This window comes from Acinetobacter brisouisimilis, assembly GCF_000368265.1.
Classification (GTDB): Bacteria; Pseudomonadota; Gammaproteobacteria; order Pseudomonadales; family Moraxellaceae; genus Acinetobacter.
Window position 1 is genome coordinate 577,021 of record NZ_KB851219.1, and the last position, 25,917, is coordinate 602,937.

At 42.0% G+C, this 25,917-nt stretch carries 21 protein-coding genes; 9 read left to right on the forward strand and 12 right to left on the reverse strand.

The window, feature by feature from the left end; genetic code table 11:
* Window positions 1-190: 190 nt before the first annotated feature.
* Together trmA and putA are read right to left on the reverse strand one after the other, a co-directional pair.
* On the reverse strand, window positions 191-1,276 hold the full coding sequence (gene trmA, locus F975_RS06415; protein WP_004751504.1) for a tRNA (uridine(54)-C5)-methyltransferase TrmA: 1,086 nt from the start codon (window positions 1,274-1,276) through the stop codon (window positions 191-193).
* A gap of 163 nt (window positions 1,277-1,439) precedes the next feature.
* Window positions 1,440-5,198, reverse strand: coding sequence for a trifunctional transcriptional regulator/proline dehydrogenase/L-glutamate gamma-semialdehyde dehydrogenase (gene putA / locus F975_RS06420; RefSeq protein ID WP_034425820.1), 3,759 nt, complete (start codon window positions 5,196-5,198; stop codon window positions 1,440-1,442).
* Window positions 5,199-5,314: 116 nt separating this feature from the next.
* Here putA and F975_RS06425 point away from each other — a divergent pair, with 116 nt between their 5' ends.
* Window positions 5,315-5,800, forward strand: a complete 486-nt coding sequence (locus F975_RS06425) for an Lrp/AsnC ligand binding domain-containing protein (RefSeq protein WP_004751508.1) — start codon at window positions 5,315-5,317, stop codon at window positions 5,798-5,800.
* Window positions 5,801-5,847: 47 nt separating this feature from the next.
* Here F975_RS06425 and putP read toward each other — a convergent pair whose 3' ends face one another.
* Entirely contained in the window at window positions 5,848-7,341 is a 1,494-nt protein-coding gene (putP, locus tag F975_RS06430) for a sodium/proline symporter PutP (protein WP_004751510.1), read from the reverse strand.
* 581 nt (window positions 7,342-7,922) lie between these two features.
* Between putP and aspA the strand changes: the two genes are divergently transcribed.
* Complete coding sequence (gene aspA, locus F975_RS06435; RefSeq protein ID WP_004751515.1) at window positions 7,923-9,368, forward strand: aspartate ammonia-lyase; 1,446 nt, start codon at window positions 7,923-7,925, stop codon at window positions 9,366-9,368.
* Between the two features lie 298 nt (window positions 9,369-9,666).
* Here the strand turns inward: aspA and F975_RS06440 are convergent, their stop codons facing one another.
* The 3 genes from F975_RS06440 to F975_RS06450 are packed head-to-tail and all read right to left on the reverse strand — an operon-like array spanning window position 9,667 to window position 11,862.
* Entirely contained in the window at window positions 9,667-10,383 is a 717-nt protein-coding gene (locus F975_RS06440; RefSeq protein ID WP_004751517.1) for an SIR2 family NAD-dependent protein deacylase, read from the reverse strand.
* A gap of 1 nt (window position 10,384) precedes the next feature.
* The gene (locus F975_RS06445; protein WP_004751519.1) at window positions 10,385-11,314 is read right to left on the reverse strand and encodes an alpha/beta fold hydrolase; all 930 of its coding nucleotides are present in this window, start codon (window positions 11,312-11,314) and stop codon (window positions 10,385-10,387) included.
* An 8-nt stretch (window positions 11,315-11,322) separates the two neighbouring features.
* Complete coding sequence (locus F975_RS06450; RefSeq protein ID WP_004751520.1) at window positions 11,323-11,862, reverse strand: PadR family transcriptional regulator; 540 nt, start codon at window positions 11,860-11,862, stop codon at window positions 11,323-11,325.
* A 130-nt stretch (window positions 11,863-11,992) separates the two neighbouring features.
* Between F975_RS06450 and F975_RS06455 the strand changes: the two genes are divergently transcribed.
* Window positions 11,993-14,020, forward strand: a complete 2,028-nt coding sequence (locus F975_RS06455) for an NADPH-dependent 2,4-dienoyl-CoA reductase (RefSeq protein WP_004751523.1) — start codon at window positions 11,993-11,995, stop codon at window positions 14,018-14,020.
* A gap of 61 nt (window positions 14,021-14,081) precedes the next feature.
* Here the strand turns inward: F975_RS06455 and F975_RS06460 are convergent, their stop codons facing one another.
* Complete coding sequence (locus F975_RS06460; protein ID WP_155757283.1) at window positions 14,082-14,558, reverse strand: hypothetical protein; 477 nt, start codon at window positions 14,556-14,558, stop codon at window positions 14,082-14,084.
* 224 nt (window positions 14,559-14,782) lie between these two features.
* On the opposite strand from F975_RS06460, the gene pyrG reads away from it, so the two are divergent.
* From pyrG to ispD, 5 genes are read left to right on the forward strand one after another with little or no spacing between them, the layout of a single operon-like run.
* Window positions 14,783-16,426: a CTP synthase gene (pyrG, locus tag F975_RS06465; protein ID WP_004751528.1), complete on the forward strand. Its 1,644-nt coding sequence runs from the start codon at window positions 14,783-14,785 to the stop codon at window positions 16,424-16,426.
* 25 nt (window positions 16,427-16,451) lie between these two features.
* The gene (gene kdsA / locus F975_RS06470) at window positions 16,452-17,309 is read left to right on the forward strand and encodes a 3-deoxy-8-phosphooctulonate synthase (RefSeq protein WP_004751530.1); all 858 of its coding nucleotides are present in this window, start codon (window positions 16,452-16,454) and stop codon (window positions 17,307-17,309) included.
* A 44-nt stretch (window positions 17,310-17,353) separates the two neighbouring features.
* Window positions 17,354-18,643 carry a phosphopyruvate hydratase gene (gene eno, locus F975_RS06475; protein WP_004751532.1) on the forward strand — a complete coding sequence of 430 codons (1,290 nt, stop codon included), beginning with the start codon at window positions 17,354-17,356 and terminating at the stop codon, window positions 18,641-18,643.
* Between the two features lie 11 nt (window positions 18,644-18,654).
* Window positions 18,655-19,047 carry a cell division protein FtsB gene (gene ftsB, locus F975_RS06480; RefSeq protein ID WP_034426178.1) on the forward strand — a complete coding sequence of 131 codons (393 nt, stop codon included), beginning with the start codon at window positions 18,655-18,657 and terminating at the stop codon, window positions 19,045-19,047.
* The gene (ispD, locus tag F975_RS06485) at window positions 19,016-19,732 is read left to right on the forward strand and encodes a 2-C-methyl-D-erythritol 4-phosphate cytidylyltransferase (protein ID WP_004751535.1); all 717 of its coding nucleotides are present in this window, start codon (window positions 19,016-19,018) and stop codon (window positions 19,730-19,732) included. Before ftsB ends, ispD begins: the two co-directional genes overlap by 32 nt.
* 26 nt (window positions 19,733-19,758) lie before the next feature.
* Here the strand turns inward: ispD and F975_RS06490 are convergent, their stop codons facing one another.
* Entirely contained in the window at window positions 19,759-20,412 is a 654-nt protein-coding gene (locus tag F975_RS06490; RefSeq protein ID WP_004751537.1) for an A1S_1983 family putative colistin resistance protein, read from the reverse strand.
* An 88-nt stretch (window positions 20,413-20,500) separates the two neighbouring features.
* Between F975_RS06490 and ispF the strand changes: the two genes are divergently transcribed.
* A complete protein-coding gene (ispF, locus tag F975_RS06495) occupies window positions 20,501-20,989 on the forward strand; it encodes a 2-C-methyl-D-erythritol 2,4-cyclodiphosphate synthase (RefSeq protein WP_004751539.1) in 489 nt (162 codons plus the stop codon).
* Between the two features lie 9 nt (window positions 20,990-20,998).
* Here the strand turns inward: ispF and F975_RS06500 are convergent, their stop codons facing one another.
* From F975_RS06500 to F975_RS06515, 4 genes are all read right to left on the reverse strand, one after another.
* Window positions 20,999-21,523 carry a protein tyrosine phosphatase family protein gene (locus F975_RS06500; RefSeq protein ID WP_034426181.1) on the reverse strand — a complete coding sequence of 175 codons (525 nt, stop codon included), beginning with the start codon at window positions 21,521-21,523 and terminating at the stop codon, window positions 20,999-21,001.
* 53 nt (window positions 21,524-21,576) lie between these two features.
* Entirely contained in the window at window positions 21,577-22,668 is a 1,092-nt protein-coding gene (locus F975_RS06505) for a 3-deoxy-7-phosphoheptulonate synthase (RefSeq protein ID WP_004751542.1), read from the reverse strand.
* Between the two features lie 128 nt (window positions 22,669-22,796).
* The gene (locus F975_RS06510) at window positions 22,797-23,675 is read right to left on the reverse strand and encodes a sulfite exporter TauE/SafE family protein (RefSeq protein WP_034425826.1); all 879 of its coding nucleotides are present in this window, start codon (window positions 23,673-23,675) and stop codon (window positions 22,797-22,799) included.
* Between the two features lie 446 nt (window positions 23,676-24,121).
* Window positions 24,122-25,402, reverse strand: coding sequence for a globin domain-containing protein (locus tag F975_RS06515; protein WP_004751546.1), 1,281 nt, complete (start codon window positions 25,400-25,402; stop codon window positions 24,122-24,124).
* Window positions 25,403-25,917: the final 515 nt, after the last annotated feature.

Genomic DNA, 25,917 nt, shown 5'->3' on the forward strand with positions numbered 1-25,917 from the left:
AACTGACAGATGGTTCGACCTAAGATATGCTGAAAACTGTAAGACTCCGTCCTCGTACCTAATTGATTTTCAATAGCCTTAATAAAAATTTTCAGTGAGATCAGTTTAAAAGGCTTCTTTCATTATGTTGTGTTAAAAAAAGCCGATCATTGATCGGCTTTAATTTTTATTGGATTTGATACTGATAATTTTAAATCTTTTCCAGCAACACACCACTTTCAACATGGTGGGTATATGGGAATTGATCAAACAGGGCAAAACGCTGAATACGATGGGTCTGGCTCAATGTTTTCAGGTTGTCATGTAAAGTGTCTGGGTTACATGAAATATAAATGATGCGTTTAAACTGCTGTAAAAGCTGTAAGGTGGCATCGTCAATTCCTGCACGTGGTGGATCGACAAACACGGTATCGAACTGATATTCGCCTAGGTTGATTTGTGCTTCCTGTAAACGACGGAATTCACGTTCACCATGAAAGGCTTGGGTAAATTCTTCTGCAGCTAGACGGGCAATCTGAATATTTTCAATCTGGTTTTTTTCAATATTCCATTCGGCAGCATAGACCGAAGATTTTGCCAGTTCGGTTGCCAGTACGCGCTCAAATTTTTGTGAAAGTGGTAAGGTGAAGTTACCGTTACCACAGTACAACTCAAGCAAATGTCCTGAGGCATCATTTGCTACATCACAAGCCCAGTGCAACATTTTTTCACAGACTTTGGCATTGGGCTGGGTAAAACCACCTTCAATTTGCTTATAAAAGTAGTTGCGACCGTCAATTTCTAGTTGTTCCACCACAAAGTCATCGGTCAGCACCAGTTTTTGCCCACGGCTACGACCAATGATTTTAATATTCAGTTGTTGCTCCAGCGCTTTTGCCGCAGCAATCCACTGTTCATCGAGTTTACGATGATAGATCAGTGTCACCAGCATTTCACCGCTCAGTGTTGCCAGAAAGTCGACTTCAAATAAACGGCGATGCAGTTCAGGTTGTGCTTTGAGTGCATTTAACAACACAGGCATTAAATCATTAATGCTTTGTGCTGCGATTGGGAAGTTATCAACACGTACCACTTGTTTTTCTTTATTGTCGGTGTTGCGTTCAAACATGGCATAAAACAAATCCGTGTCGGTATGCCAGATGCGAAATTCTGCACGCATACGAAAATGCTGTTCGGGAGAATCGAACACTTCAAGATTTGGCGTTTGGAATTCGGCAAACTGGGTGCGGATACGCTCGACTTTGTCTTGCAGTTGTTGTTGATATGCAGAGGTCATGAACAAAAAAATACACGTTAAACGAAAACGGCAATCTTAACAAACTCGGCTGCTTTAGCCTAGTTTTGCGCTGCAATTGTGTGAAAAGAAAAAAACCTCTGTAACGATTGAAGCTGTTACAGAGGTGCTAAGGGAGAGCCAGAAAATAAGGAAGGAAAAGTTTTTAGTCAGCCATGGTCATCAGGCTAGCGTTACCGCCTGCGGCTGCGGTGTTAATGCTAATCGCACGTTCAATGACCAGACGTTCGAGCGGAATGTCAGCGCTGTTGCTTGCCATGTGAGTAATGCTGACAATTGCCCCTGTGCGACTCGCCATGACTTTTTGCAATGCTTCCAAATCTTGTTTTGAACCGTGATGCAGCACAGCATCATAATCAGCTTTGGCAATGTCATCGGTGAGTTTGATGGCATCCAAAATGGCTTTTGGCAATGACTGTGCATATTTGGTAAAGAAAGCATTGTCACGTTTTAGCAGCGCTTTTGAGTTCACTGCGAAAATGGCAAGCAGTTGATAAACTTGCTCCTGTTCAGTGCTCGCAAGTGATAGCACACTTTCACGCGGCAAAATCACATACTGGTTACTTTCACCTGTTGGACCTTGCAATTCATAGATTTTATCGACCATGAAGTTTGGAACAGCATTGCTGTTGATCCCACTGATGTTTTTTGTAGCCCATGCTTTAAATGCCTGATAGTTTTGTGTTGCCGTTGCATTTTGATCGACCAATGTGGTTTTTACTGCAAATGGTGTGGTTAAGCCTGCTGATGCATGGTTTTGCATGAGGCGATACAAATACAGTGGGCCGCCTGCTTTTGGCCCTGTACCTGATAAGCCTTCGCCACCAAACGGTTGCACACCAACCACTGCACCGACAATGTTACGATTAATGTACAGGTTACCAACATGTGCAGAATCAACCACTTTCTGAATGGTCTCATCAATACGGGTATGTAAGCCCATAGTCAAACCATATCCTTTGGCATTGATCTGCTGCATGAGGGCATCCAGCTCTCCGTATTTATAAGTCACGACGTGTAATACTGGACCAAACACCTCGCGCTCCAAGTCATTGAGGTTTGGTAACTCAATCAGGGTTGGCGGTACGAATGTGCCTTGCCCAAGTTGGGCTTGAGTCGCTGCTTGGTCAAACATCAATTGATGCACAGGGTAGCCTTTGCCTTGCATTTTGCTGATATGGCGCTGAATGTTTTGCTGAGCTTCAGCATCAATCACAGGACCAATATCGGTTTTGAGTAAGTAAGGATTGCCCACGCGCAGTTGTTGCATTGCACCTTTGAGCATGGTTAAAACCGTTTTTGCATTATCTTCTTGCACACATAAAATACGTAGCGCCGAACAGCGTTGACCTGCACTGTCAAATGCCGAGTTCACTGCATCAAACACCACCTGTTCGGTCAGTGCTGATGAATCGACGATCATGGCATTTTGACCACCCGTTTCAGCAATCAAAGTCACAGGTTGACCATGCTGGGTTAAACGCTGCGCTACGGTTTTTTGCAGGATTTTCGCAACTTCAGTTGAACCCGTGAACATGATGCCGCTGATACGTGCATCTTGGCTGAGTTTCGCACCGATGGTTTCACCTTGACCTGGCATGAACTGTAAAACTGCTTGTGGAACACCTGCTTCATGCAGCATTTTCACTGCTTGGAAAGCAACCAACGGGGTTTGTTCAGCAGGTTTGGCAATCACGCAGTTACCTGTCACTAGCGCTGCAGCGATTTGCCCTGTGAAGATGGCCAATGGGAAGTTCCATGGGCTAATACACAAGATAGTTCCCAGACTTTGCAAGGCTTTTTGATTTGGGAAATGCTGTGCCTGCTTTGCGTAATAACGTAAGAAATCAACTGCTTCACGCACTTCGGCAATTGCATTGGCATAGGTTTTACCACTTTCACGGCAAAGCAAGACCAATAGTTCCAGTAGGCGTTCTTCCATCAGGTCGGCAGCACGTTCCAGCGCTTGAGCACGTAACGCAATAGGGGTATTTTGCCATGCACTATGCTGAGACTGTGCTTGCTGCAAGGCTTGTTCAACTTGCTCAACGGTTGCTTCATTGACATGACCCACCACATCGCGATGGTTGGCAGGGTTAATCACCACTTGGTTATTGCCCTGAGTTTCAGTAAGTTGTCCTGCAACCAGTGCTTGGCTGTGCCATCGATGCTGCGCGAATTGTTTGGCGACCGCATTTAATTCTTCAAGACAACTGTCATTGGCAAGGTCAAAACCTTTCGAATTGACGCGGTCTAGGCTATACAAATTCTTTGGAAATGGGATTGAGGCATGTTTCAAACCCACAGTTTTGTCATGTTGGGTATTTTGCTCAATTTCCTTGATTGGAGATTGAATCAGATCGTCAATTTTCAGATTTTGATCCGCAATACGGTTGACGAAAGAGGTATTTGCACCATTTTCCAGTAAACGACGCACCAAATACGCGAGCAGGGTTTCATGCGTACCCACAGGCGCATAAATACGACATGGCACACCGAGTTTACCTTCCGCTTTCGAGCCGACAACATTTTCATACAGTGGTTCGCCCATGCCGTGAAGACATTGGAATTCGTACTGACCTTCGTAGTATTTTTCTGGGTTGGCAAGGTTGTAAATCGTTGCCAAGGTTTGCGCATTGTGGCTGGCAAATTGCGGATAAATAAATTCAGGCTCAGCCAGTAATTTTTTCGCACAGGCAATATACGACAAGTCAGTATGCACTTTACGAGTATAAACAGGGTAGTCGCTCATGCCATCAATTTGGGCTTTTTTGATTTCACTGTCCCAGTACGCGCCTTTCACCAGACGAATCATCAGACGTTTTTTGCTGCGTTTTGCCAAATCAATAATGTAGTCCACTACGAAGAAGCAGCGTTTTTGGTAAGCCTGAATCACAAAACCAATGCCTTTCCAGTCTGCCAAGTCAGGCTCAAAGCATAAACGCTCAAGCAATTCTAGAGACAGTTCAAGGCGGTCGGTTTCTTCAGCATCAATATTTAATCCGATATTGTATTGCTTGGCTAAGCGAGCCAATTCTAAAACACGGTTATACAGCTCTGTATGTACACGATCATGTTGCGCACGTTGGTAGCGCGGGTGAATCGCAGATAATTTAATTGAAATCCCTGCGCCTGTATAAACATCTTTATCAGTTGTTGCTTTACCAATCGCATGAATCGCAGAGACATAATCCTGCATATAACGGTCAGCATCACGCTCAGTAAATGCCGCCTCACCCAGCATGTCGTATGAGTAACGGAAACCTTTGGCTTCTAAAGTTTTGGCATGATTCAACGCTGCTTCAATGGTTTCACCTGTCACAAACTGTTCGCCCATCATGCGCATAGCAACATCAACTGCTTTACGAATAATGCCACGCCCACTGCGTGCCAAAATTCCCGTTAAAACACCCGATAAACTCATGCCGCTTTGTGGCTGCATGATTTTGCCAGTTAGCATCAGACCCCATGCTGCGGCATTGACAAACATCAGGCTACTTTGCCCCACATGTTCTTTCCAGTTGCCCTGATTGATTTTGTCGCGGATGAGCAAGTCACGAGTTGCTGTATCTGGAATCCGCAGCAGTGCTTCTGCCAAACACATCAATGCCACACCTTCGTGAGAAGACAATGAAAACTCTTGCAACAAGCCCTGCACAATGCCTGCTTTACCCGCAGACGCTTTACGCTCACGTAAACCGCTGGACAAACGAAACGCCAGTTCATAAATCTTTTTGTCCAGTTCGCTTGGAAGTTTGGCGAATTGTAAAAGTTGCTGAACCGCTTCAGGTTCAGGACGGCGCCATGCCTGATTAATCTTGTTTTCGAAGTTATTTTTTTCGTCAAAAAGAGTGATATCAGTAACAGTGGTCGATTGAGTTGCAGTGACCTTTTCAGTTTCCATCATGGCGCGTGTCCCGTTGCTAAAAAAATTGAACCAGAGGTGGATTAAATCTATAATTGCAAAATAATTACCGAATAACTCACTATAATTCGGGTTATTTTTAGAGAATAATTCATATGTCAGATGCTTTTTTTAGCCTTGACCGTACAGACCTCAAAATTCTGGATTTGTTGCAAAAAGATGGGCGAATTTCCAATATTAAATTGGCAGAAGCAGTCAACCTGTCGCCAACAGCCGTGATGGCACGCGTACAGAAACTCAATAAAGAAAATTTTATTTCGGGTTATTACGCACATCTCAATCCTGAGAAATTACACGCAGGTTTTTTGGTATTCGTTGAAATTTTATTGGATAAAACCACGCCACACGTACTGGAAGATTTTATTGATGCGGTGCAGCAGTACCCTGAAATTCTAGAATGTCACATGACCAGTGGTGGCTTTGATTTTGTCGTGAAAATCCGTAGTCAAAACATGGACGAATTTCGCCGTATAGCAGGGCAGGTACTCTGGCATTTGCCAGGCGTGAAGGAAACCCGTAGTTATCCTGTCATGCAGGTGGTGAAGGAAACTACACAAATTAAATTACAAAGTAAGAAATAAAAAAGGCATGCTAAAGCATGCCTTTTTGGTGGCCTGAAACAAATCAATTAATGTTCGCGATGATAAATTTCATCGGCTTGTTCAAAGCGTTCAAGCATGTCACGTGTCGGTGCTTTGCTGATTAAACTGACCACAATAATGGCGAGCATTGCCAAAATGAAGCCTGGAACAATTTCATATAAGCCTGTTGAGGCAAACACATTTTTCCAGAGAATTACCGTCACTGCACCGACTACCATCCCTGCAATAGCACCACTTAAAGTCATGCGTTTCCACAGCAACGACAAAATAATTAATGGGCCGAATGCAGCCCCAAAACCTGCCCAAGCATAGGCAACCAAGCCTAAAACTTTGCTGTCAGGGTTGCTTGCTAACACAATCGCAAAGGTGGCGATGGCAAGCACCATTAAACGACCAACCCAAACCAGTTCTTTTTGAGAAGCATTTTTACGAATAAATGCTTTATAAAAGTCTTCGGTGAGTGTGGTTGAACAGACTAGGAGCTGACAACTCAACGTACTCATGACCGCAGATAAAATCCCCGCCATGACAATTCCCGCAACCCAAGGGTTAAACAGAATTTGTGTTAGTTGCATAAATACCAGTTCAGAGTTGCTACTGACCTTGCCTGACAAATCAGGATGGGCTTGGAAAAATGCAATTCCAAAGAAGCCAGCACCAACTGCACCAGAAAGGCATAAAATCATCCATGACATGCCAATACGGCGCGCAGCAGGGATCGATTTCATTGAGTCTGCAGCCATGAAGCGGACTAAAATATGCGGTTGTCCAAAATAGCCTAAGCCCCATGCCATTGATGAAATAATGGCAATTTTAGACAAATTTGAAAACATGTCGTAAGCATGTGGACGAGCAGTTTCAATGAGTTGAGAGAATTGTACTTGACCATCACCAATCGCCAGATAGGTAAATACAGGTGTCAAGAACAATGCAAACAGCATCATTGCAGCTTGGAATGTGTCCGTCCAGCTAATCGCCAAGAAACCACCAATACATACGTAGCTAATCGTTGCGAGTGCACTCACCCAAAGCGCGGTGCTGTAGTCCATATGGAAAATCGTTTCAAATAAACGTGCACCAGCCACCATGCCTGAAGCACAGTAAATAGAGAAAAAGATCAAAATGGTGAGAGCAGAGACAATACGCAGTACACGTTTTGTATCATTGAAGCGGTTGGTGAAATAATCAGGTAAGGTCAGGGCATTATTTTGGATTTCAGTGTGTACCCGTAAGCGCCCTGCGACAAACTGCCAGTTGAGCCAAGCGCCAATGGTTAAACCAATCGCAATCCATGCTTCAGATAGACCTGTTGCATAAATTGCGCCAGGTAATCCCATGAGTAACCAGCCACTCATATCGGATGCACCTGCAGATAAGGCAGTCACAAAACTGCCTAAACTACGACCTCCGAGAATATAGTCGGAAAAGTCGCGTGTCGCACGGTAAGCATACAGGCCAATACAAACCATAGCGACAATATATAAAACAAAAGTGATAACGGTCGGATTCGTGTAGTTCATAGATCATCCTGTCTAAAAAACGGTTCGAGTGTTGTGAACCAACATGTGAATGAACTCTGTAATGACAAAATAATTACTGAATAATTCACGATAATCGGAGGCTTTTTAGAGGGAAATTTAAAAATAATGATGAAACAGTAGAGGCTAAAGATTCATCAAAATGAATAAAAAGCGGTTAGATTTGCTATTGATATCGCGAGTTGGGGAGTGTTCTATGAGGCAAGTGTACTGCCATAAAACATCAACTCTTCGAATTACGGTGTAATCGAGTTCAAAGCAGATGCCGTAGTTTAGATGAATTTGACTTATTGGTACAAAGTGAAAAGCATAAAGTCCAAATATTTTATGACTAATTGAATATAAATTGATTAAATTTTGATAACTATCAGATTGTTCCATGATCTTGCCTGATGACTTATCTGATTAAAAAATAAGATTGTGTGGTGATTAATTGGCTAAAAGTTACATTCCTGAGATAAAAAATACCAAGAAATAGCAATTTGGCTAACGCGATATTGAACAATTTTGATTAAGCTAGATTTTGCACAGTTGAAGTGCATTATTTTGTTTAAGGGTTTAACATGGATCGCGTTCAAGCCAATCGATTAGAAAAAGATTTATTAGGAATCAAAGAAGTACCTACCCATTGTTACTATGGTATTCATACCATGCGCGCACTGGAAAATTTCAAGATTTCATCATTGAATATCGGGCAGCAGCCTTATTTTTTATGTGCGTTGGCACAGGTAAAAAAAGCCTCGGCACAAGCCAATTTAGAAGTGGGAAAAATCAGCGAGCAAATCAGCCATGCGATACAAGGTGCATGTGATCTGATTATTCAAAATCCAGAACACTGGCATAAAGAGTTCCCGCTGGATGTATATCAGGGCGGAGCGGGCACTTCAATCAATATGAACATGAATGAAGTGATTGCCAATATTGCACTGGAAATGCTGGGGTATCGTAAAGGTCAATACGATATTTTGCATCCTAATGATCATGTCAATAAATCCCAGTCGACCAATGACGTTTACCCAACCGCGCTACGTTTGGCAACTTACAGCATGCTCGATCCACTTTTTGAGCAGATGCAGCACTTGATCGCTTCTTTGGAAAATAAAGCGCTCGAGTTTAAAACGGTCTTGAAAATGGGACGTACCCAATTGCAAGACGCAGTGCCGATGACTTTGGGGCAAGAGTTTCATGCATTCGCGACGTTATTAAAAGAAGACGTACGACTGATTAAGACCACACGTGAATTGTTGTTGGAAATTAATTTGGGTGCAACTGCAATTGGTACGGGGATTAATACCGTATCTGGACATGCCAAACGGGTCACTCGATATTTGCAACAGGTTACAGGTTTAAGCGTCAAGACCAGTGAGGATTATGTCGAGGCAACCAGTGATTGCGGTGTATTTATTTTGTTGTCGAGCACACTGAAACGCTTGGCGGTTAAGCTCAGCAAAATTTGTAATGATCTACGGTTACTGAGTTCTGGGCCGCGTGCTGGTTTTGGTGAAATTCAACTTCCAGAGATGCAGGCAGGTTCATCGATTATGCCTGCCAAAATTAACCCTGTAATTCCTGAAGTGGTCAATCAGATTGCTTTTAAAGTCATTGGTAATGATTTGACCATTACCTTTGCCGCAGAAGCAGGACAGTTACAGCTCAATGCCATGGAGCCTGTGATTGCCTATTCTATTCAGGAATCAATTTCACTGTTAACCCAAGCGGTACGAACACTGGATGAAAAATGTATTCAGGGTATTCGAGCCAATGAACAAGTTTGCCGTGATTCGGTCATGCGCAGCGTCGGAATTGTGACCTTGCTTGATCCGATTTTGGGGCATGGTTTATGTGATGAAATTGGTAAACAATGCATTGCTGAAAATAAAACTATTCCCGAAGTGGTACTTGAGCGTGGCTTATTGACTCAAGAACAGTTAGATGAAATCTTTAAGTTTGAGAACTTAGTCTCGGAAATCGTGGTTGTACCCGATGAAGAATTTATACAAGCCGGTTAAGTTGAATTGAAAAAATGTGAGCCATCTTCGGATGGCTTTTTTATGCTAACAATATGTGCTGTAAAAATTAAAGATATTGAGAACATCTTATATTTTGAATACTTAGAGATGATCTCAGCACTACCAATTTTATTCGACAGATCATACAAAGCTCACATAGATGTTGTTTTATGGCTGAATATGATCAGGGCAAAGTGGTCGTTTTTATTTTCATTTTAATGATGTTGTAAGCTGTACTGTGTTGAATGCTGTATTTGTGCGCAGCAATTTTACGATCATCAGGGCTATATTGAATCACTTAAATATCTGATGAAGAAGCAATCAGTTGGGTAAATAATTGCATCATGCCTTGAGTCGCAGTGGTATTGAGTAAAGTATATTGTGTTGGGACAGCAGCATGACTAGCTTTAGGGTCAATATAAAATGCCTGACAATGTTTGGGAATTTCATGAACCAGACCTGCCACAGGGTAAACCACTAAAGTTGAACCAATCACAATAAAAATATCGGCTTGCCTCACAATCTGCTGGGCAATCGCATATTCAGGCACAGCTTCACCGAACCACACTACATGCGGACGTAGTGGTGAACCATCATCTGCAAAATCTCGGTCTAGGCAAAGTTCCCAGCCTTCTATTGGGTAATATTTTTCAGGATATGCTGCGTGATTGGGTGCAGAACTTTTGGCAAACCGAATATTGCCATGTAAATGCGTCACCTTGAGGTTACCGGCTCGTTCATGCAAATCATCAATATTTTGCGTGATCACGCTAACATCAAAATAGACTTGCAGGCGTGCAATCAACTGATGCGCGAGGTTAGGCTGTGCCGCCAAAATTTGTTTGCGCCGCTCATTATAAAAGCGCTGTACCAGTTCGGGCTGGCGTGCCCATGCTTCAGGTGTGGCAACATCTTCAATCGCATGGTTTTCCCAAAGCCCGTTACTGTCACGGAAAGTATGAATACCGCTTTCAGCACTCATGCCCGCGCCTGAAAATACCACCAGTTTTTGCATGCTAGCTTCCTGAAGATAAATGATGTCGCTGTAAAAACTGCCCTAACGCCTGTGCAAATTTTTTCGGTTCAGAAATCAGGGGCGTGTGTCCCGAATTGGCAAATTCAACGCAGTGAGCTTGTTGCATGTTTTCAGCAATCAGACGCTGTCCTTCAATTGGATAGAGTTTAGATTGTACGCCCATAAAAAATGTACTTGGACAGCTCAGTTGCTGTAAAGCATGCCGATAGTCGTGATCGTGCTGCAAATAGGTATTGGCATACCACGCCAAATAGTCAAGGCGTTGTATTGGTAAAACAATTTGCTGCAATACATGATGACGCTGGGCGGCTTTAAAAAGTAGTGGAAACAGATCATTGCTGTTCTGAAATTCCAGTAACTCATACCAGACATCAATCAGATGAAAGCGTTCATGGCTCGACAGTTCATGAATATAACGGTGTGGCAGATAGGTTTGCAGTAATTGCGATAACTGTTGCAAATGCTGCTTAAATTGTTGTTGCTGTTCGGAAAACAACCCGTATGACCATGTGGCATCAACGGCAATTTTAGGGCTTTGGTCAATATGCAAATAGGCTTGAATATGTTGTTGCAATCCACCATACGCCATACCATGCATGGCAGTGGTTGCGCCCATCGAGTATGCAATCACGATAAATTTTTCAAGGCGTTTATGCTGAATCACATCACTTAAATCTTGCCAGTGACTGGAAATGGCATCTAAGCCTTGAGGAATTTCACAGTGCCGAGAATGTCCAAAGCCACGCCAGTCAGGAATAATAAACCGGAAATTTTTACGCTGCGGATACAAAAAAGGCAGCCATTGCCAGCTTTTCATGCCCAAACCTGAAAGCACTAAAACGGGTTGTTGCCCTTGCCCAAACTCGCGTACAAACAGCGTTTGCTGGTCGCGCATGACATAAAACGGCATAGTTCACCTTAATCTTGAAATGTTTCTAAGACGGGAATAATTTGTTGTAACCATTTAATCCATTCCAGCTCAAGTTGTATGCCCAATTCTAGAATCATTTTGTGAATATAGAGGGTACGTTGTAACGGCTGCTCATCTGCAAAATCTTTCTGATAAATATTTTGATAAATAGCAAGTGTCTGCTGATGTAGCTCTAAATGGCGCTGTAACTCAGGTAAAATCAAATTACCACCGAGTTGAGCTTCTGCGCGCAGACGTACCATCAAATCTTCACGTAACTGGGCAGGAGCGCTTTGCTTGCTTAACCATTCTGCCAGTTCCATTCGTCCAAGTTGCTCAACCTGATAAATCTTTTTTCGGGAAGGTTGTGCTTCATCTTCCAAGGTTGAAAGCCAGCCTTTACTGAGCATGTGCCCCAGTTCCCGATAAATCTGTTGATGGGTGGCACTCCAGAAATAGCCCATGGAGCGATCAAAGCGCCGTGCCAACTCAAAACCTGTACTCGGCTTTTCTAGTAAACTGGTCAATAAAACATGGGAAAGTGACATAATCGTGACAAGATAAACAAAAAATGACTGAATAGATTATGCAACAAGTTGCATTGAAAAAGAAACTTGACTATAACTAAATGCAACAAATTGCATAATAACGCCAGCATGATGCTCGCAGGAGTTCGAAATGTCGACTTATCCTCATTTACTTGCCCCTTTGGATTTGGGTTTTACTACATTAAAAAACCGCGTATTGATGGGTTCAATGCACGTGGGATTAGAAGAAGCGCCGCAAGGCTATGCTCGTATGGCCGCCTTTTATGCTGAACGTGCCCGTGGTGGCGTGGGGCTAATTGTGACAGGTGGTATAGCCCCCAATGCCGCAGGCGTGACTTTTTTAGGTGGGTCAAAGCTCGACACGCATGAAGAAGCCGAGAAACATCGGCAAATTACCCAAGCGGTGCATGAAGCAGGCGGCAAAATTGCCATGCAGATTTTACATACGGGGCGTTATTCTTATCAGCCCAATATTGTCGCACCTTCACCCATACAAGCCCCGATTAATCCTGTAAAACCACATGCATTAAGTGTGGATGAAATCGAACAGACCATTGCCGACTTTGTACATTGTGCTGAGCTTGCACAGTATGCAGGCTATGACGGTGTGGAAATCATGGGTTCGGAAGGGTATCTCATCAACGAATTCATTGCAGCACGAACCAACCATCGCAGTGATGAATGGGGAGGCACTTATGAAAACCGTATTCGCCTTGCGATAGAGATTGTGCGCCGTACCCGCGAGGCAGTTGGCGAGCAGTTTATTATTATTTATCGGTTGTCGATGCTGGATTTGGTTGAAGGTGGCTCTAACCTCGCTGAAGTGATTGACCTTGCTAAAAAAATTGAGCAGGCAGGTGCAACCATTTTAAATACAGGGATTGGTTGGCATGAAGCACGCATTCCGACCATTGCCACCAAAGTGCCACGTGCCGCATTTACCTGGGTGACGCAAAAGCTCAAAGGTCAGGTCACTATCCCACTGATTACATCCAACCGTATCAATACTCCTGAAATGGCAGAGCATGTTCTTGCTTCTGGACATGCCGATATGGTGTCTATGGCACGCCCAATGCTCGCAGACCCTGAATTTGTACTAAAAGCCAGTGAAGGTCGTTCGGATGAAATCAATACCTGTATTGCCTGCAATCAGGCGTGTCTAGACCAGATTTTTTCTATGAAAATAGCATCTTGTTTGGTCAATCCACGTGCATGCTATGAAACTGAACTGATTTTTAAAGAAGCCACCCAGAAAAAAAGAATCGCCGTAGTTGGGGCTGGACCTGCGGGCTTGAGTTTCGCCATTTATGCGGCGCAGCGTGGACATCAGATCGATCTTTTTGATGCTGACGATAAAATCGGCGGGCAGTTTAATATTGCTAAAACCATTCCTGGCAAAGAAGAATTTTATGAAACCCTACGCTATTTTCAACGTCAAATAGAGCTATATGCTACACAGATTAATGTCAATCTGAGTCAGCGGGTAAGTACTGAAACACTGTTACAGGCAAATTATGATGAGATCGTTGTGGCCACAGGTGTAACGCCAAGACAATTAGAAATAGACGGGATTGATCATCCGAAGGTGCTGAATTACTTGCAGGTATTAAAACAACGGCAACCTGTAGGGCAGCGTGTAGCAATTATCGGCGCTGGTGGTATCGGGTTTGATACCGCAGAATTTCTAACCCAGTCAGGAACCAGTGCCAGTATTGTGCCAGAAAAATTTTATGATGAATGGGGCATTGATCCAGCCTATGAACATACAGGCGGTTTAAAAGCAGCCCGCCCTGAATCGGCTGCCCGAGAAGTATTTTTATTGCAGCGGAAAAATAGTGCGATTGGCGCGCAGTTGGGTAAAACCACAGGTTGGATTCACCGCATGGGTTTAAAACACCGTAATGTGCATATGTTGTCTGGGGTCAGTTACGAAAAAATTGATGATCAGGGTTTACACATTATTGTGAATGAACAGCATAAATTACTGGAAGTTGACCATGTTGTGATTTGTGCAGGGCAGCAATCGTATACTGCAATGTATGATGAATTGCTGGCACAGGGTCAATCTGTACATTTGATTGGCGGAGCAAAAGAGGCGGGTGAACTCGATGCCAAACGCGCGATTCGACAAGGTGCAGAATTGGCCGCCACAATTTAAAAACCCTGTAATAAAAAAACCAGCATTCTTGCTGGTTTTTTTATTATTCAGATTGAGTTAATTAGTTACTGAGTGCAGGTTTGGCTGCAGCAATTGCAGCGGCAACAGCATCATCTTCGCTCAAACGTGCTTTTTTGCTTGATTCTGGTTTTTTCTCAGTCACGACTTGGCTGTTGCTCGTGCTGTTGTTATTGCTTGAACCTGTCGTACCGCCAGTTGTTGAACTGGTTGAACTATTTGTTGTTGGTGCCGCTGTATCGGCATCTTTCACTTCGCTGCGAATTTCTGTTGATGTGTTTTCAGTTTCTTCACGCTGAATTTTCACAACTTTTTTGGCTGGCGGTGCAGGTGGTTCAACATCTGAAGCAGGCGTATTGCTATTTTCATTAATTGAATGGAATTGCTCTGAAGCAGGATTGTTCGTTTGCTCAGATTGAGCTTGCTGCTCATCAGGATGCGCTTCTTCTTTTTTAGACGAACATGCCGCAAGGAGTAAACCTGCTGCGATTGCACCACAGATAATAAATTTCTTATTCATCACGTAACAAAATTGACTTAAACAAAGATACGCCATTATAGCAATAAAAAATCGATTGCAAATGTACAGATATGTCACCATATTGCATCGAATTTGATGGTAAAATAGACAATTGTAATTTGTTATGTGAATACCTGTGGAATGACTTTGCTTTATAGGGCCAGAGTAAAGTAAAATTGCCCAGCATTGCATGCCGATTTAGGCTTGATTGTACGAGAAACCGAATGACCCATTTTATTTTCGTTACTGGTGGTGTGGTATCATCACTAGGTAAAGGTATTTCAGCCGCTTCAGTTGCTGCACTTTTAGAAGCTCGTGGTTTAAAAGTAACCATGGTGAAAATGGATCCATATATTAATGTCGATCCAGGGACAATGAGTCCTTTCCAACACGGTGAAGTCTTCGTAACTGAAGATGGGGCCGAAACAGACTTAGACTTGGGTTATTACGAACGTTTCTTACGTCGTGCGAAAATGACCAAACTCAATAACTTTACCAGTGGTCGAGTGTATCAAGACGTCCTTAACAAAGAACGTCGTGGTGATTATCTTGGCGGTACGGTACAGGTTATCCCACATATTACGGACAATATTAAAGAACGTGTACTTCGTGCAGGCGAAGGCTACGATGTGGCTATCGTTGAAATCGGTGGCACAGTCGGGGATATCGAGTCACTTCCATTTATGGAGTCTGTTCGTCAGTTGTTGGTTGAACTTGGACACAAACGCAGCATGCTCATGCATCTGACGTTATTGCCATACATCAAATCTGCGGCTGAATTAAAAACCAAACCAACTCAGCATTCTGTAAAAGAATTGCTTTCAATTGGTATTCAGCCAGATATTTTGATCTGTCGTACCGAACATGATGTCGATGCAGACACTAAACGCAAAATTGCACTATTTACCAATGTAGAAGCACGTGCAGTTGTCGTTTGTAAAGATGCAAAAACCATTTATCAGATTCCGCGTAATTTCTATGAGCAAAACGTTGACGATTTGATCTGTGAGCGTTTTGGTTACAATGATTTGCCAGAAGCAGATTTGACCGATTGGGATCAAGTGTGTGAAGCATTGTTTAACCCAGAGTACACTGTGCGTGTTGCGATGGTCGGCAAATATGTTGAACTGCCAGATGCTTATAAGTCTGTCAATGAAGCATTGCTACATGCTGGTATTCAAAACCGCGTGAAAGTGCAAATCGACTATGTTGATGCTGAAGCACTTGAATCTAAAGATGTTGCTGCTGAACTGAAAGATGCTGATGCAATCTTGGTTCCAGGTGGTTTTGGTGAGCGTGGTACTGAAGGCAAAATGAAAGCCATTCAGTATGCCCGTGAAAACCAAGTTCCATTCTTGGGGATTTGCTTGGGGATGCAGCTTGCCGTGATCGAATATGCACGCCATGTTGCAGGTTTGCCAGAGGCAACATCTACAGAATTCAATCGTGCTACAAAATATCCATTGATCGGCTTAATTACCGAATGGTTAGATGAGCGCGGCGAACTGCAACAACGTAGTGTTGAGTCTGATTTGGGCGGCACCATGCGTTTGGGTGCGCAAAAATCTGAACTGGTTGCAGGGACTAAAACACGTGAAGTGTATGGTAAAGCTGAGATCACAGAGCGTCACCGTCACCGCTATGAAATGAATGACCGTTTTATTGCACCGCTTGAAGCAGCAGGCATGAAAATTTCTGGTTATTCAGTTGCACAGCATTTGGTTGAAACGGTAGAAATTCCTGCTCACCCTTGGTTTATTGCGGTGCAGTTCCATCCAGAATTTACCAGCTCACCACGTGATGGACATCCGTTATTTGCCAGCTTTATTGATGCCGCGAAAAAACAGTATCAACAAAGCAAAAACTAAATTACTCCAGTTTTGGAAAGTTTAAATGTCACAATTAAAACCACAAGAGATTGTACGTTTAGGCGATATACAAATGGCAAATCATTTGCCATTTGTACTATTCGGCGGCATGAATGTACTAGAGTCTAAAGATCTTGCATTTGAGATTGCAGAAACGTATATCGATATTTGTAAGCGTTTAGACATTCCGTATGTCTTTAAAGCCAGTTTTGATAAAGCCAATCGTTCGAGTTTGTATTCGTTTCGTGGTCCTGGTTTAGAAAAAGGTCTGGAATGGCTGGCTGACATTAAAAAACAGTTCAATGTGCCAATCATTACCGATGTGCATGAGCCGTATCAGGCTGCACCTGCGGCTGAAGTTGCAGATATTATTCAACTTCCTGCTTTCTTAAGCCGCCAGACTGACCTTGTTGAAGCAATGGCAAAAACCAATGCCATTATTAACATTAAAAAAGCACAGTTTTTAGCTCCACATGAAATGCGTCATATCTTGAATAAATGTCTGGAAGCAGGCAATGACAAGTTGATTTTATGTGAGCGTGGTTCTGCATTTGGTTATAACAACCTTGTAGTTGACATGCTTGGCTTCGATACCATGAAAGCCATGAATGTTCCTGTGTTCTTTGATGTGACTCACGCATTACAGACACCAGGTGGGCGAGCAGACTCAGCAGGTGGTCGCCGTGCTCAAATTACCACACTTGCACGTGCAGGTATGGCAACAGGGCTAGCAGGTTTATTTTTAGAAGCTCATCCAAATCCAGATGAAGCAAAATGTGACGGCCCATGTGCGTTGCGTTTATCCCAACTAGAACCGTTCTTGGCTCAGCTCAAGGAACTGGATACGTTGGTCAAAGGATTTGCAAAATTAGACACACACTAATGCCAAAAATAGCATTAGATTATTAATTAACAGAGGAATTGTTCATGAGCCAAATCGTTGACATTCGTGCGCGCGAAATTTTGGACTCTCGTGGTAACCCAACCATCGAAGCGGATGTTATTTTAGACTCTGGGGTTGTTGGTCGTGCATGTGCACCATCAGGCGCTTCAACAGGTTCTCGTGAAGCACTTGAACTTCGTGATGGTGATAAATCACGTTACTTAGGTAAAGGTGTGCGTACCGCAGTACAAAATGTGAATAACGATATTCGCAATTTGCTTGTTGGTCAAAGTACATTTGAGCAAAAATCACTTGATGAACAAATGATCGCGCTTGATGGCACTGAAAACAAAGCAAAATTGGGTGCGAATGCAACATTGGCTGTATCTCTAGCAGCAGCGCGTGCAGCAGCAACTGAACAAAAACTTCCATTGTTCCAATATATCGCAAACTTACGTGGTCAAACCACTTTGTCTATGCCTGTGCCAATGATGAACATCTTAAATGGTGGCGCACATGCAGATAATACAGTTGATATTCAAGAATTTATGATTGAGCCTGTAGGCTTTACATCATTTGCTGAAAGCTTACGTGCTGGTGCAGAAATCTTCCATGCGTTGAAATCTGTATTGAAAAAGCAAGGTTTGAATACTGCTGTAGGTGATGAAGGTGGTTTTGCACCAAACCTTCGTTCAAACGAAGAAGCGATTACTGTAATTCTTCAAGCAATTGAACAAACAGGTTATAAAGCTGGTTCTGACATCATGTTGGCACTTGACTGTGCAGCTTCAGAATTCTACAAAGATGGCCAGTACATCCTTGCAGGTGAAGGCAACAAAGCATTTACAAGCAACCAGTTTGCTGACTACCTTGCTGGCTTGGCTAAACAGTACCCAATTATCTCAATTGAAGATGGTTTAGACGAATCTGACTGGGAAGGTTGGGCTTACTTGACTTCTATCTTGGGTGACAAAATCCAGTTGGTTGGTGATGACTTGTTCGTAACTAATCCGAAGATTTTACAACGTGGTATTGACCAGCACGTTGCAAACTCAATTTTGATCAAGTACAACCAGATTGGTACTTTGACTGAAACTCTAGATGCAATTTACCTTGCAAAAGCTAATGGCTACAGCACTGTTATTTCACACCGTTCAGGTGAAACAGAAGATTCAACTATTGCTGACTTGGCTGTTGGTACTGCTGCGGGTCAAATCAAAACTGGTTCACTTTGCCGTTCTGACCGTGTGTCAAAATACAATCAATTACTTCGTATTGAAGAATTGACTCAAGCGATTTATCGCGGTAAAGCTGAATTTAAAGGTTTGAACTAAGCTTTATGTTGATGTTTTGGAAAGAGACCTTTAACTCTTTTTCAAGTCGTATCATATTGTGCCTTGCGATCGTTTTGGTCGCAGGGTGTCAATATATGTTCTGGTTTGGTGAGGATGGTTATTATGATCATAAAAAACTCATGCAACAAATCCAGCAACAGACTGAAGTGAACCAAGAACTCAAAGAACGTAACCGCATCTTGGGTGCAGAAGTTTATGATTTGAAAAATGGTGCGGAAGCCATAGAAGAGCATGCGCGTTTGGACTTGGGGTTAATTAAACCACATGAAACCTTTGTACAAATGAGCACGATTAGCACCCAGTATCAATCGACGTATGTTGACCCAAATAAACAGAAAGATTCAGGTACCAATGAAGATGAAGACAGCCCAGACATGCACTAAACTTTGGGCTATTATTCCCGCTGCGGGCTCAGGTCGCAGATTTTCACCCACCGAATTAAAACAATATCAAAAAATTTTAGATCAGACCGTGCTGGAACATAGTGTGGCACGGTTAAATCAACTTCCCTTAGCAGGCTATGTGCTTGCGATTAACTCACAAGATCAATTTTCCAAACAATTACCACTCGCTTACCCTGAACGTGCGCATTTTTGTGAAGGCGGGCGTGAACGTGTTGATTCTGTGCTGAATGCTTTGCAGTATTTGCAAGCTTTTGCAGCCGATGATGACTATGTGTTGGTACATGATGCAGCGCGTCCGTGTATTACACTGGAGTCTTTACAGAATTTGGTTGAGCAAGCACAGCAACAGGCTTGCAGTGCTATTTTAGCGACCCCTGTACGTGATACCTTAAAGCGTGTTGCTGATCAGCAACAGATTGAAACCACCGTGAGTCGTGATGCACTCTGGCAAGCGCAGACACCGCAAATTGCTCGGTTTTCTGTATTAAAAGCAGCTATAGAGCAGGCATTGGCAGCAGAAATGAGTATTACTGATGAAGCCAGTGCGCTTGAGTTTGCTGGGCAGCCCGTCATTGTGGTGCAAGGGCGTTCTGACAATATTAAAATTACTTATCCTGAAGATCTTCGCTTGGCTGAGCTTATTTTGACGGCTCAACAAAAATAGAAAAATACTTTTCCTCTATCTGCACATTAATCATAAAGGCGATAAATACCGGTAAAGCGTTGGCAATTCTGTTTTGCCACATGATTGGTGCTGGTAACTACTAATAAGGCTTTCTGATAGTTAAATTGATACTGACAAGTGGTTTCATTGTTGGTGACTTTGGTTTTGTCTGTATTGTTTAAATATGCCAGAAAAACAAAACTGAGCTTATCGAGGCTAGCATTTGGGTTACGATACATCCAGCCTTCGATTTTCATTTTATTTTGATCGAGTTGATGAATCTGCAAATAGGTTTGTGGCTGGGCAATTTTCCCATGATGATATTTAATAAAATGCTGAGTGAGGCTTTGGTTTAAGGCGCTATAGGCATTTAAGTCTTCAGCGCGTAGATTAAATTGTTGTTCAAAACAGCTTTTATTCTTGCACTGTTTTAAACGGGAATGCCACATATGCTGAGTATCTTGTAATAAGCGTAATGGTGCATTGGTGACCAGATTTGAGGTAAAGTACAGCTTATTGATCTGATCAACTTGAGTTTTATATTGTGTTTTACAGTAATTTGGATGTGATTGATTGCTACATAAGGGCTGATAGGCATAGCTCGAAGAGCATGCTAATACGCTGAGCAAAACCATACAGCCAAATGCTTTATTGGTATAAAGATTAAAATTCAACGACATGATCGCTTATACTTTGACGAGATGATGCTAGCGCTAACTATAGCGAATCAGCGATAACAAACACAAGTCTTGATAAAGGATGTTTAGCGTGGTTACAAAAATTCGAATCGGTCAAGGCATGGATGTACATGCTTTTGAAGAAGGTGATTTTGTCACTTTGGCAGGAATTCAGATTCCTCATACACAGGGTTTAAAAGCACACTCAGATGGTGATGTAGTATTGCATGCACTGTGTGATGCGTTACTTGGTGCATTGGCATTGGGCGATATTGGACAGCATTTTCCAGATACAGATCCCGAATTTAAGGGTGCAGATAGTCGTAAGCTGTTGCAGCATGTTTATCAACTAATTTTGGATCGTGGCTATGTGCTAGCTAATGCGGATATGACTGTCGCATGCGAACGCCCGAAACTGGCGAAATATAATCTAGACATGCGTCAGAGTGTGGCAAATGTGCTTGATGTAGATGTATCGCAAATTAGCATTAAAGCTACAACAACTGAAAAATTGGGCTTTACGGGGCGTCAGGAAGGGATTCTGGCGACTGCCACTGTATTGTTAGTGGCAGCAAGCTGATCTAAGCATTCACGAGAATGCTTTTGTTCCCATGAGGGCTTGTTGAAGTTCAAGAGTTGCTTTGCGCCCTTGGAGCTGTAAGGCAACATTGTGAATTAAACCTGTCCAGGTATCATTTGGTTCCCAGATTTGATGCAGATAATGCTGTGCCTGTTCTATATCGGCATCCATATAATACTGACGATATAAATAGATGAGAGCGCTGGCACAATAATTTTCAGAGCAGTGAATCCAGATATTCTGTTGTTTCAATAGGAAGTTCAATGTATCAAGTACAAAAAGAGCTTGTTCTGGATCGGGAAGTTCCCAGTCAATCGGCAGTTGAATATAATTTAATCCTAATTCAAGGCAAATCTTATCTTCATGCTCAACTGCATTGTTGGCATCGCTTAAAGCCAAATTAATAACAGTATTGATTCCATACGCTTTAATCAGTTTGAGTTGTTCAACGGTTGGTTGCCCAGAACTGAGTAGGCGTTCATGAATATACTGAAAGTTAAGGGTCTGACTAAGCGCGCGTTCTAAACTGTTCATACGATGATCATTCATAAAAAACGCCATCTTGCTGATGGCGTATTGTCAAATAATTAGCGGTTTGGTAAAACATCTTTTAATGCATCGTGCATTTCAAGAAGCGCTTTTTCCGTGGTATCCCAATCAATACAGCCATCAGTAACTGATTTGCCATATTCAAGTTCACAAAGATTCTCTGGAATATCTTGGCGTCCGCCTTTAAGGTGACTTTCCACCATCAAGCCCACAATTGACTTGTTGCCATTGATGATTTGCTCAGTGACATTTTTGAGAACAAGTGGTTGTAAGTACGGGTCTTTGTTAGAGTTGGCGTGGCTGGCATCAATCATGATTTTGTTGCTGACTTTTGCTTTTGCCAAAGCTTGCTCTGCTTCTGCAACAGAGGTTGCATCGTAGTTTGGCTTGCCGTTACCACCACGCAATACCACGTGTGCGTATGGGTTACCATTGGTACGAATTACAGAAACCTGACCATTTTCATTTAAACCGAGGAAGCTGTGTCCATGTTTAACGGCTTGCATGGCATTGGTTGCGACGGTTAAACCACCATCTGTACCATTTTTAAAGCCAACAGGTGAAGATAGACCTGAAGACATTTCACGGTGAGTTTGGCTTTCTGTAGTACGTGCACCAATTGCTGACCATGAAATTAAATCGTGTAAATATTGTGGTGAGTTTGGATCAAGCGCTTCAGTTGCACAAGGTAAACCCACTTCATTGAGTTCAAGTAATAATTTACGACCAATGCGCAGACCTTTTTCAATATTGAATGAATCATTCATATCGGGGTCATTGATCAGGCCTTTCCAGCCAATTGTTGTACGCGGTTTTTCAAAATAAACACGCATAACCAAATAAAGAGTGTCTTTGACTTTTTCACTAAGTGCTTTAAGACGTTCAGCATATTCGTGTGCGGCTTTAGGATCGTGAATTGAGCATGGTCCAATCACGACAAATAAGCGTTTATCTTCACCATCCAAAATCTTGCGAATCGTTTCACGTCCGTTAAGCACAGTTTGATAAGCCTTCTCTGAAAGAGGAAGTTCTTCTTTTAATTGTGCTGGAGTAACAAGCGGTTGGATGCTTTGGATATTGATATCATCAATATCGGCTGACGTAATAGAATGGGACTGTAAACTATTCATTGCCTTCACTGGTTAAAAAATAGGATCATCTGGATGAGTCTGACTATAGCATGCTTTCAGAAACAAAAGATGATCGTAGCGCTAAATCTTTGGATTAAAAACGTCTATTAGTCTAATGCTCGATAGCATTAGCCATGTTGTTGTGAATTGCTTACAGGCTGAATGAGCATTGCAGTTTCAGCTTTTGGTTTCGGCTTTTCTTTAACAGGATGCAAAATAAAGTTAATCCCGAGCAGGAACAGGGTAATCCCTAAAATTTTACGAATCATTTTTTCAGGCAATTTTGAGCTGATCAGCGTACCAAAAATAATGGCAGGAATAGAACCAATCAGTAACCAGCTGAGTAAATGAAAGTCCACGTTGCCAGAACTCATGTGAGCAATCCCTGCAACGAAAGTCAGTAATACCGCATGTGCAACATCTGAACCGATAATCCGAATCATCGGTAGATTTGGGAAAAGCAGAATTAGTGCCATAACACCAAATGCACCCGCACCAACCGATGACAATGTCACGAATACACCCAGTACAATTCCCATAAAGACGACATAAATGCGGCGCTTGCCTGTAAAGATTAATTCTTCAGACTGTGGTTCTTTTTTGCGGAAATGGTTAAAGAATTTCTCGATTTTTGAACGGAAAATAATGGAAATACCAGTCAGGGTCAACATGAAACCCAAGACCATAGTCAAGACTGCTTTATATTCAGAAGAATGGCTTAAATAGTGCTCCAGTACCCAGTGTGTTGCAAATGAAGCAGGAACACTACCCAGAGCTAGCCATGAAACAATTGGCCAAACGACATTGAGTTTTTTGGCATGAACGATTGAGCCACAAAATTTAGAAATGGATGCATAGATTAAGTCAGTACCAATTGCGATATGTGGTTCGATTTTAAATAAACTGATCAGCATTGGAGTCATGAGTGAACCACCACCAACACCTGTGATCCCTACACAAAAACCCACTAGCATGCCTGCTAAAATAAACTGAACCGCATCAACCATGACCATGTGCCATTATATAAATTTGTGCTTATATTAGGAGTTTTTATGAAAAAACGTACTCATAAAAAATGATTTGCTTATTCAAAAAAAGAATAAATAAATACTGAATCACAAAATCATGATTTTTCAGAAATTTTTAAGTAAGATTTTTAAAAAATACCAATAAAAATCAATTCACTACTTTAAAATTTAATTGTGGTATTTTCAATTGAGACTTTCGCTAAACACATTGTGCCAATTTTTGAGAGTTTTAAATATTTTAAAAAAGCCATCGCTTTAGCAATACGGCCGAGAAAGCATATAGCCTGATCAATAAAATTGCATGAAAAATATTCTTAATATTATTGGGTGTTGCTCAAGGAGCAAGATCATTTGTGCTGCAAAAAATCAATAAAAAAGCCATCTCTAGATAGAAATGGCTTTTTGTTTTTGTGGCAGTTTGTTGTTTATAGGGCAACGCCACCTGTACCAAAAGCTTCGCTGTGGATATTTTCTTGTGGAATACCGAGTGCTAACAAGGCTTTATTTTGAATTTGCATAAATGGCATTGGACCACATAAATAATAATCAGCATTTTCAGGTAACCATTTACGGTCTAGTGTCGACAAATCTAGGCGACCTTTCGAATGGTAGTCTTGTCCCAACACATCTTGTTGTTCAGGATGTTCATAAGCAACAAAGACATTTAAATTATCGTGCTGCTCTGCCAATCCTTGAATGGCATTTTTCATGGCATGTACGCGTGAACCACGTGTTGCATGAATGAAATGAACAGATGGTTTAGCTTCTGTCGAGCCAAACTGTGCTTTGATTTTTTGCCAGAATGATATTTTGGCACTTGGATCAGTATTTTCTGTTAACAACTGATTCAACATGGCAACCATTGGTGTTAAGCCAACGCCTGCACTGATTAAAACATTGGTTTTTTCAGGATTAACCAAGAAGAAGTTACCTGTTGGTGCAGAAAGCTCCACCACATCATTGACGTTTAAATGCTTATGTAATGTTGAAGAAACATAACCAGGATCTTGTCCTTCAACTTTTGCTTGTTCACGTTTCACCGAAATACGGAAATAGTTGCCTGAAGCGCAGTCTGACAGGCTGTATTGACGTGGTTGTTTAATGCCGAGTTCAGGAACAAATACACGTACAGTCACGTATTGACCTGCTTTGTATTCTGGTAATGCACCACCATCTTTTGGCATCAAATAGAAAGAAGTAATTTCATCACTTTCTTTGACTTTTTTGGAGATAATAAAATCACGCCAGCCTAACCAGCTACCTTTAGTCTGTTGATGTTCTTGATAAATTTTCTGCTCAGTTGCAATAAACAAATCTGCAAGTTGTCCGTATGCCAGACCCCATGCCTCAATCAGTTCGTGATCCATTGGAATACTGAGCACTTCACTAATTGAGTGCAACAGGTTTTCACCGACAATGTCATACTCAGGTGCTTGGATATTCAGGCTGACATGTTTGTGGCAGATCAGTTCAACAACAGGTGCAAGTACGCTTGGGTCTTCGATGTTTTCAGCATATGCCAATACCGCCCCCGCAAGTGCTTTTGCTTGCGCGCCGCTGCGCTGATGTCCCATGTTAAACGTTTCTTTTAACTGCGGATTGTTGGTTAGCATACGGTTATAGAAATAATCTGTAAGCGCAACCCCGTTTTCACGCAAAACTGGAACAGTTGATTTAATGAGGTCAATTTGATGTTGGCTTAACATAACGAATACTCGCACGTTTTTATAAGATGTATTTAAAATACATCTTATATTGATTTTGCGTCAAGTACTACATTAAATAAAAAATTAAAAATTTTATAATATAATGTTTTTTAATGAAAAATAATTAAAAAACCAATCAAAATGATTGGTTTTAAAATGCCTATAAAAGCAGACTAAAATGGTCAGTATTTGAATTTGACCGCAACCGTATAATTGGTAGGTACGTCTTAGTAAACTTAGCCTTGATCTAGATCCGTCAGATATTTTTCCTGCTACATTATTGTTATTTATTTGGAAGCTAACATTGTTATTTAACTCATAACGCCATCAAGTTCAGCAGGGCATAAGCATCCTGTTGAAGCATTTGATCATCATTGCTGCTGATCGGGGTGCTAATTTTATCTTGGCCCTGTACGGTTGACGTTCGCATCGATTTTAGATTTTTGGAATCGTGGTGTGGTATGAGTGGTTAAAATATTGAATCTTGATGTTGGATTGTAATGATGTGGGTGACT

Bases quoted from the DNA above. Each gene is read 5' to 3' on its own strand.
- trmA (WP_004751504.1), bottom strand. From the start codon at position 1,276: ATGACCTCTGCATATCAACAACAACTGCAAGACAAAGTCGAGCGTATC.
- putA (WP_034425820.1), bottom strand. From the start codon at position 5,198: ATGGAAACTGAAAAGGTCACTGCAACTCAATCGACCACTGTTACTGAT.
- F975_RS06425 (WP_004751508.1), top strand. From the start codon at position 5,315: ATGTCAGATGCTTTTTTTAGCCTTGACCGTACAGACCTCAAAATTCTG.
- putP (WP_004751510.1), bottom strand. From the start codon at position 7,341: ATGAACTACACGAATCCGACCGTTATCACTTTTGTTTTATATATTGTC.
- aspA (WP_004751515.1), top strand. From the start codon at position 7,923: ATGGATCGCGTTCAAGCCAATCGATTAGAAAAAGATTTATTAGGAATC.
- F975_RS06440 (WP_004751517.1), bottom strand. From the start codon at position 10,383: ATGCAAAAACTGGTGGTATTTTCAGGCGCGGGCATGAGTGCTGAAAGC.
- F975_RS06445 (WP_004751519.1), bottom strand. From the start codon at position 11,314: ATGCCGTTTTATGTCATGCGCGACCAGCAAACGCTGTTTGTACGCGAG.
- F975_RS06450 (WP_004751520.1), bottom strand. From the start codon at position 11,862: ATGTCACTTTCCCATGTTTTATTGACCAGTTTACTAGAAAAGCCGAGT.
- F975_RS06455 (WP_004751523.1), top strand. From the start codon at position 11,993: ATGTCGACTTATCCTCATTTACTTGCCCCTTTGGATTTGGGTTTTACT.
- F975_RS06460 (WP_155757283.1), bottom strand. From the start codon at position 14,558: ATGAATAAGAAATTTATTATCTGTGGTGCAATCGCAGCAGGTTTACTC.
- pyrG (WP_004751528.1), top strand. From the start codon at position 14,783: ATGACCCATTTTATTTTCGTTACTGGTGGTGTGGTATCATCACTAGGT.
- kdsA (WP_004751530.1), top strand. From the start codon at position 16,452: ATGTCACAATTAAAACCACAAGAGATTGTACGTTTAGGCGATATACAA.
- eno (WP_004751532.1), top strand. From the start codon at position 17,354: ATGAGCCAAATCGTTGACATTCGTGCGCGCGAAATTTTGGACTCTCGT.
- ftsB (WP_034426178.1), top strand. From the start codon at position 18,655: ATGTTTTGGAAAGAGACCTTTAACTCTTTTTCAAGTCGTATCATATTG.
- ispD (WP_004751535.1), top strand. From the start codon at position 19,016: ATGAAGATGAAGACAGCCCAGACATGCACTAAACTTTGGGCTATTATT.
- F975_RS06490 (WP_004751537.1), bottom strand. From the start codon at position 20,412: ATGTCGTTGAATTTTAATCTTTATACCAATAAAGCATTTGGCTGTATG.
- F975_RS06500 (WP_034426181.1), bottom strand. From the start codon at position 21,523: ATGAACAGTTTAGAACGCGCGCTTAGTCAGACCCTTAACTTTCAGTAT.
- F975_RS06505 (WP_004751542.1), bottom strand. From the start codon at position 22,668: ATGAATAGTTTACAGTCCCATTCTATTACGTCAGCCGATATTGATGAT.
- F975_RS06510 (WP_034425826.1), bottom strand. From the start codon at position 23,675: ATGGTTGATGCGGTTCAGTTTATTTTAGCAGGCATGCTAGTGGGTTTT.
- F975_RS06515 (WP_004751546.1), bottom strand. From the start codon at position 25,402: ATGTTAAGCCAACATCAAATTGACCTCATTAAATCAACTGTTCCAGTT.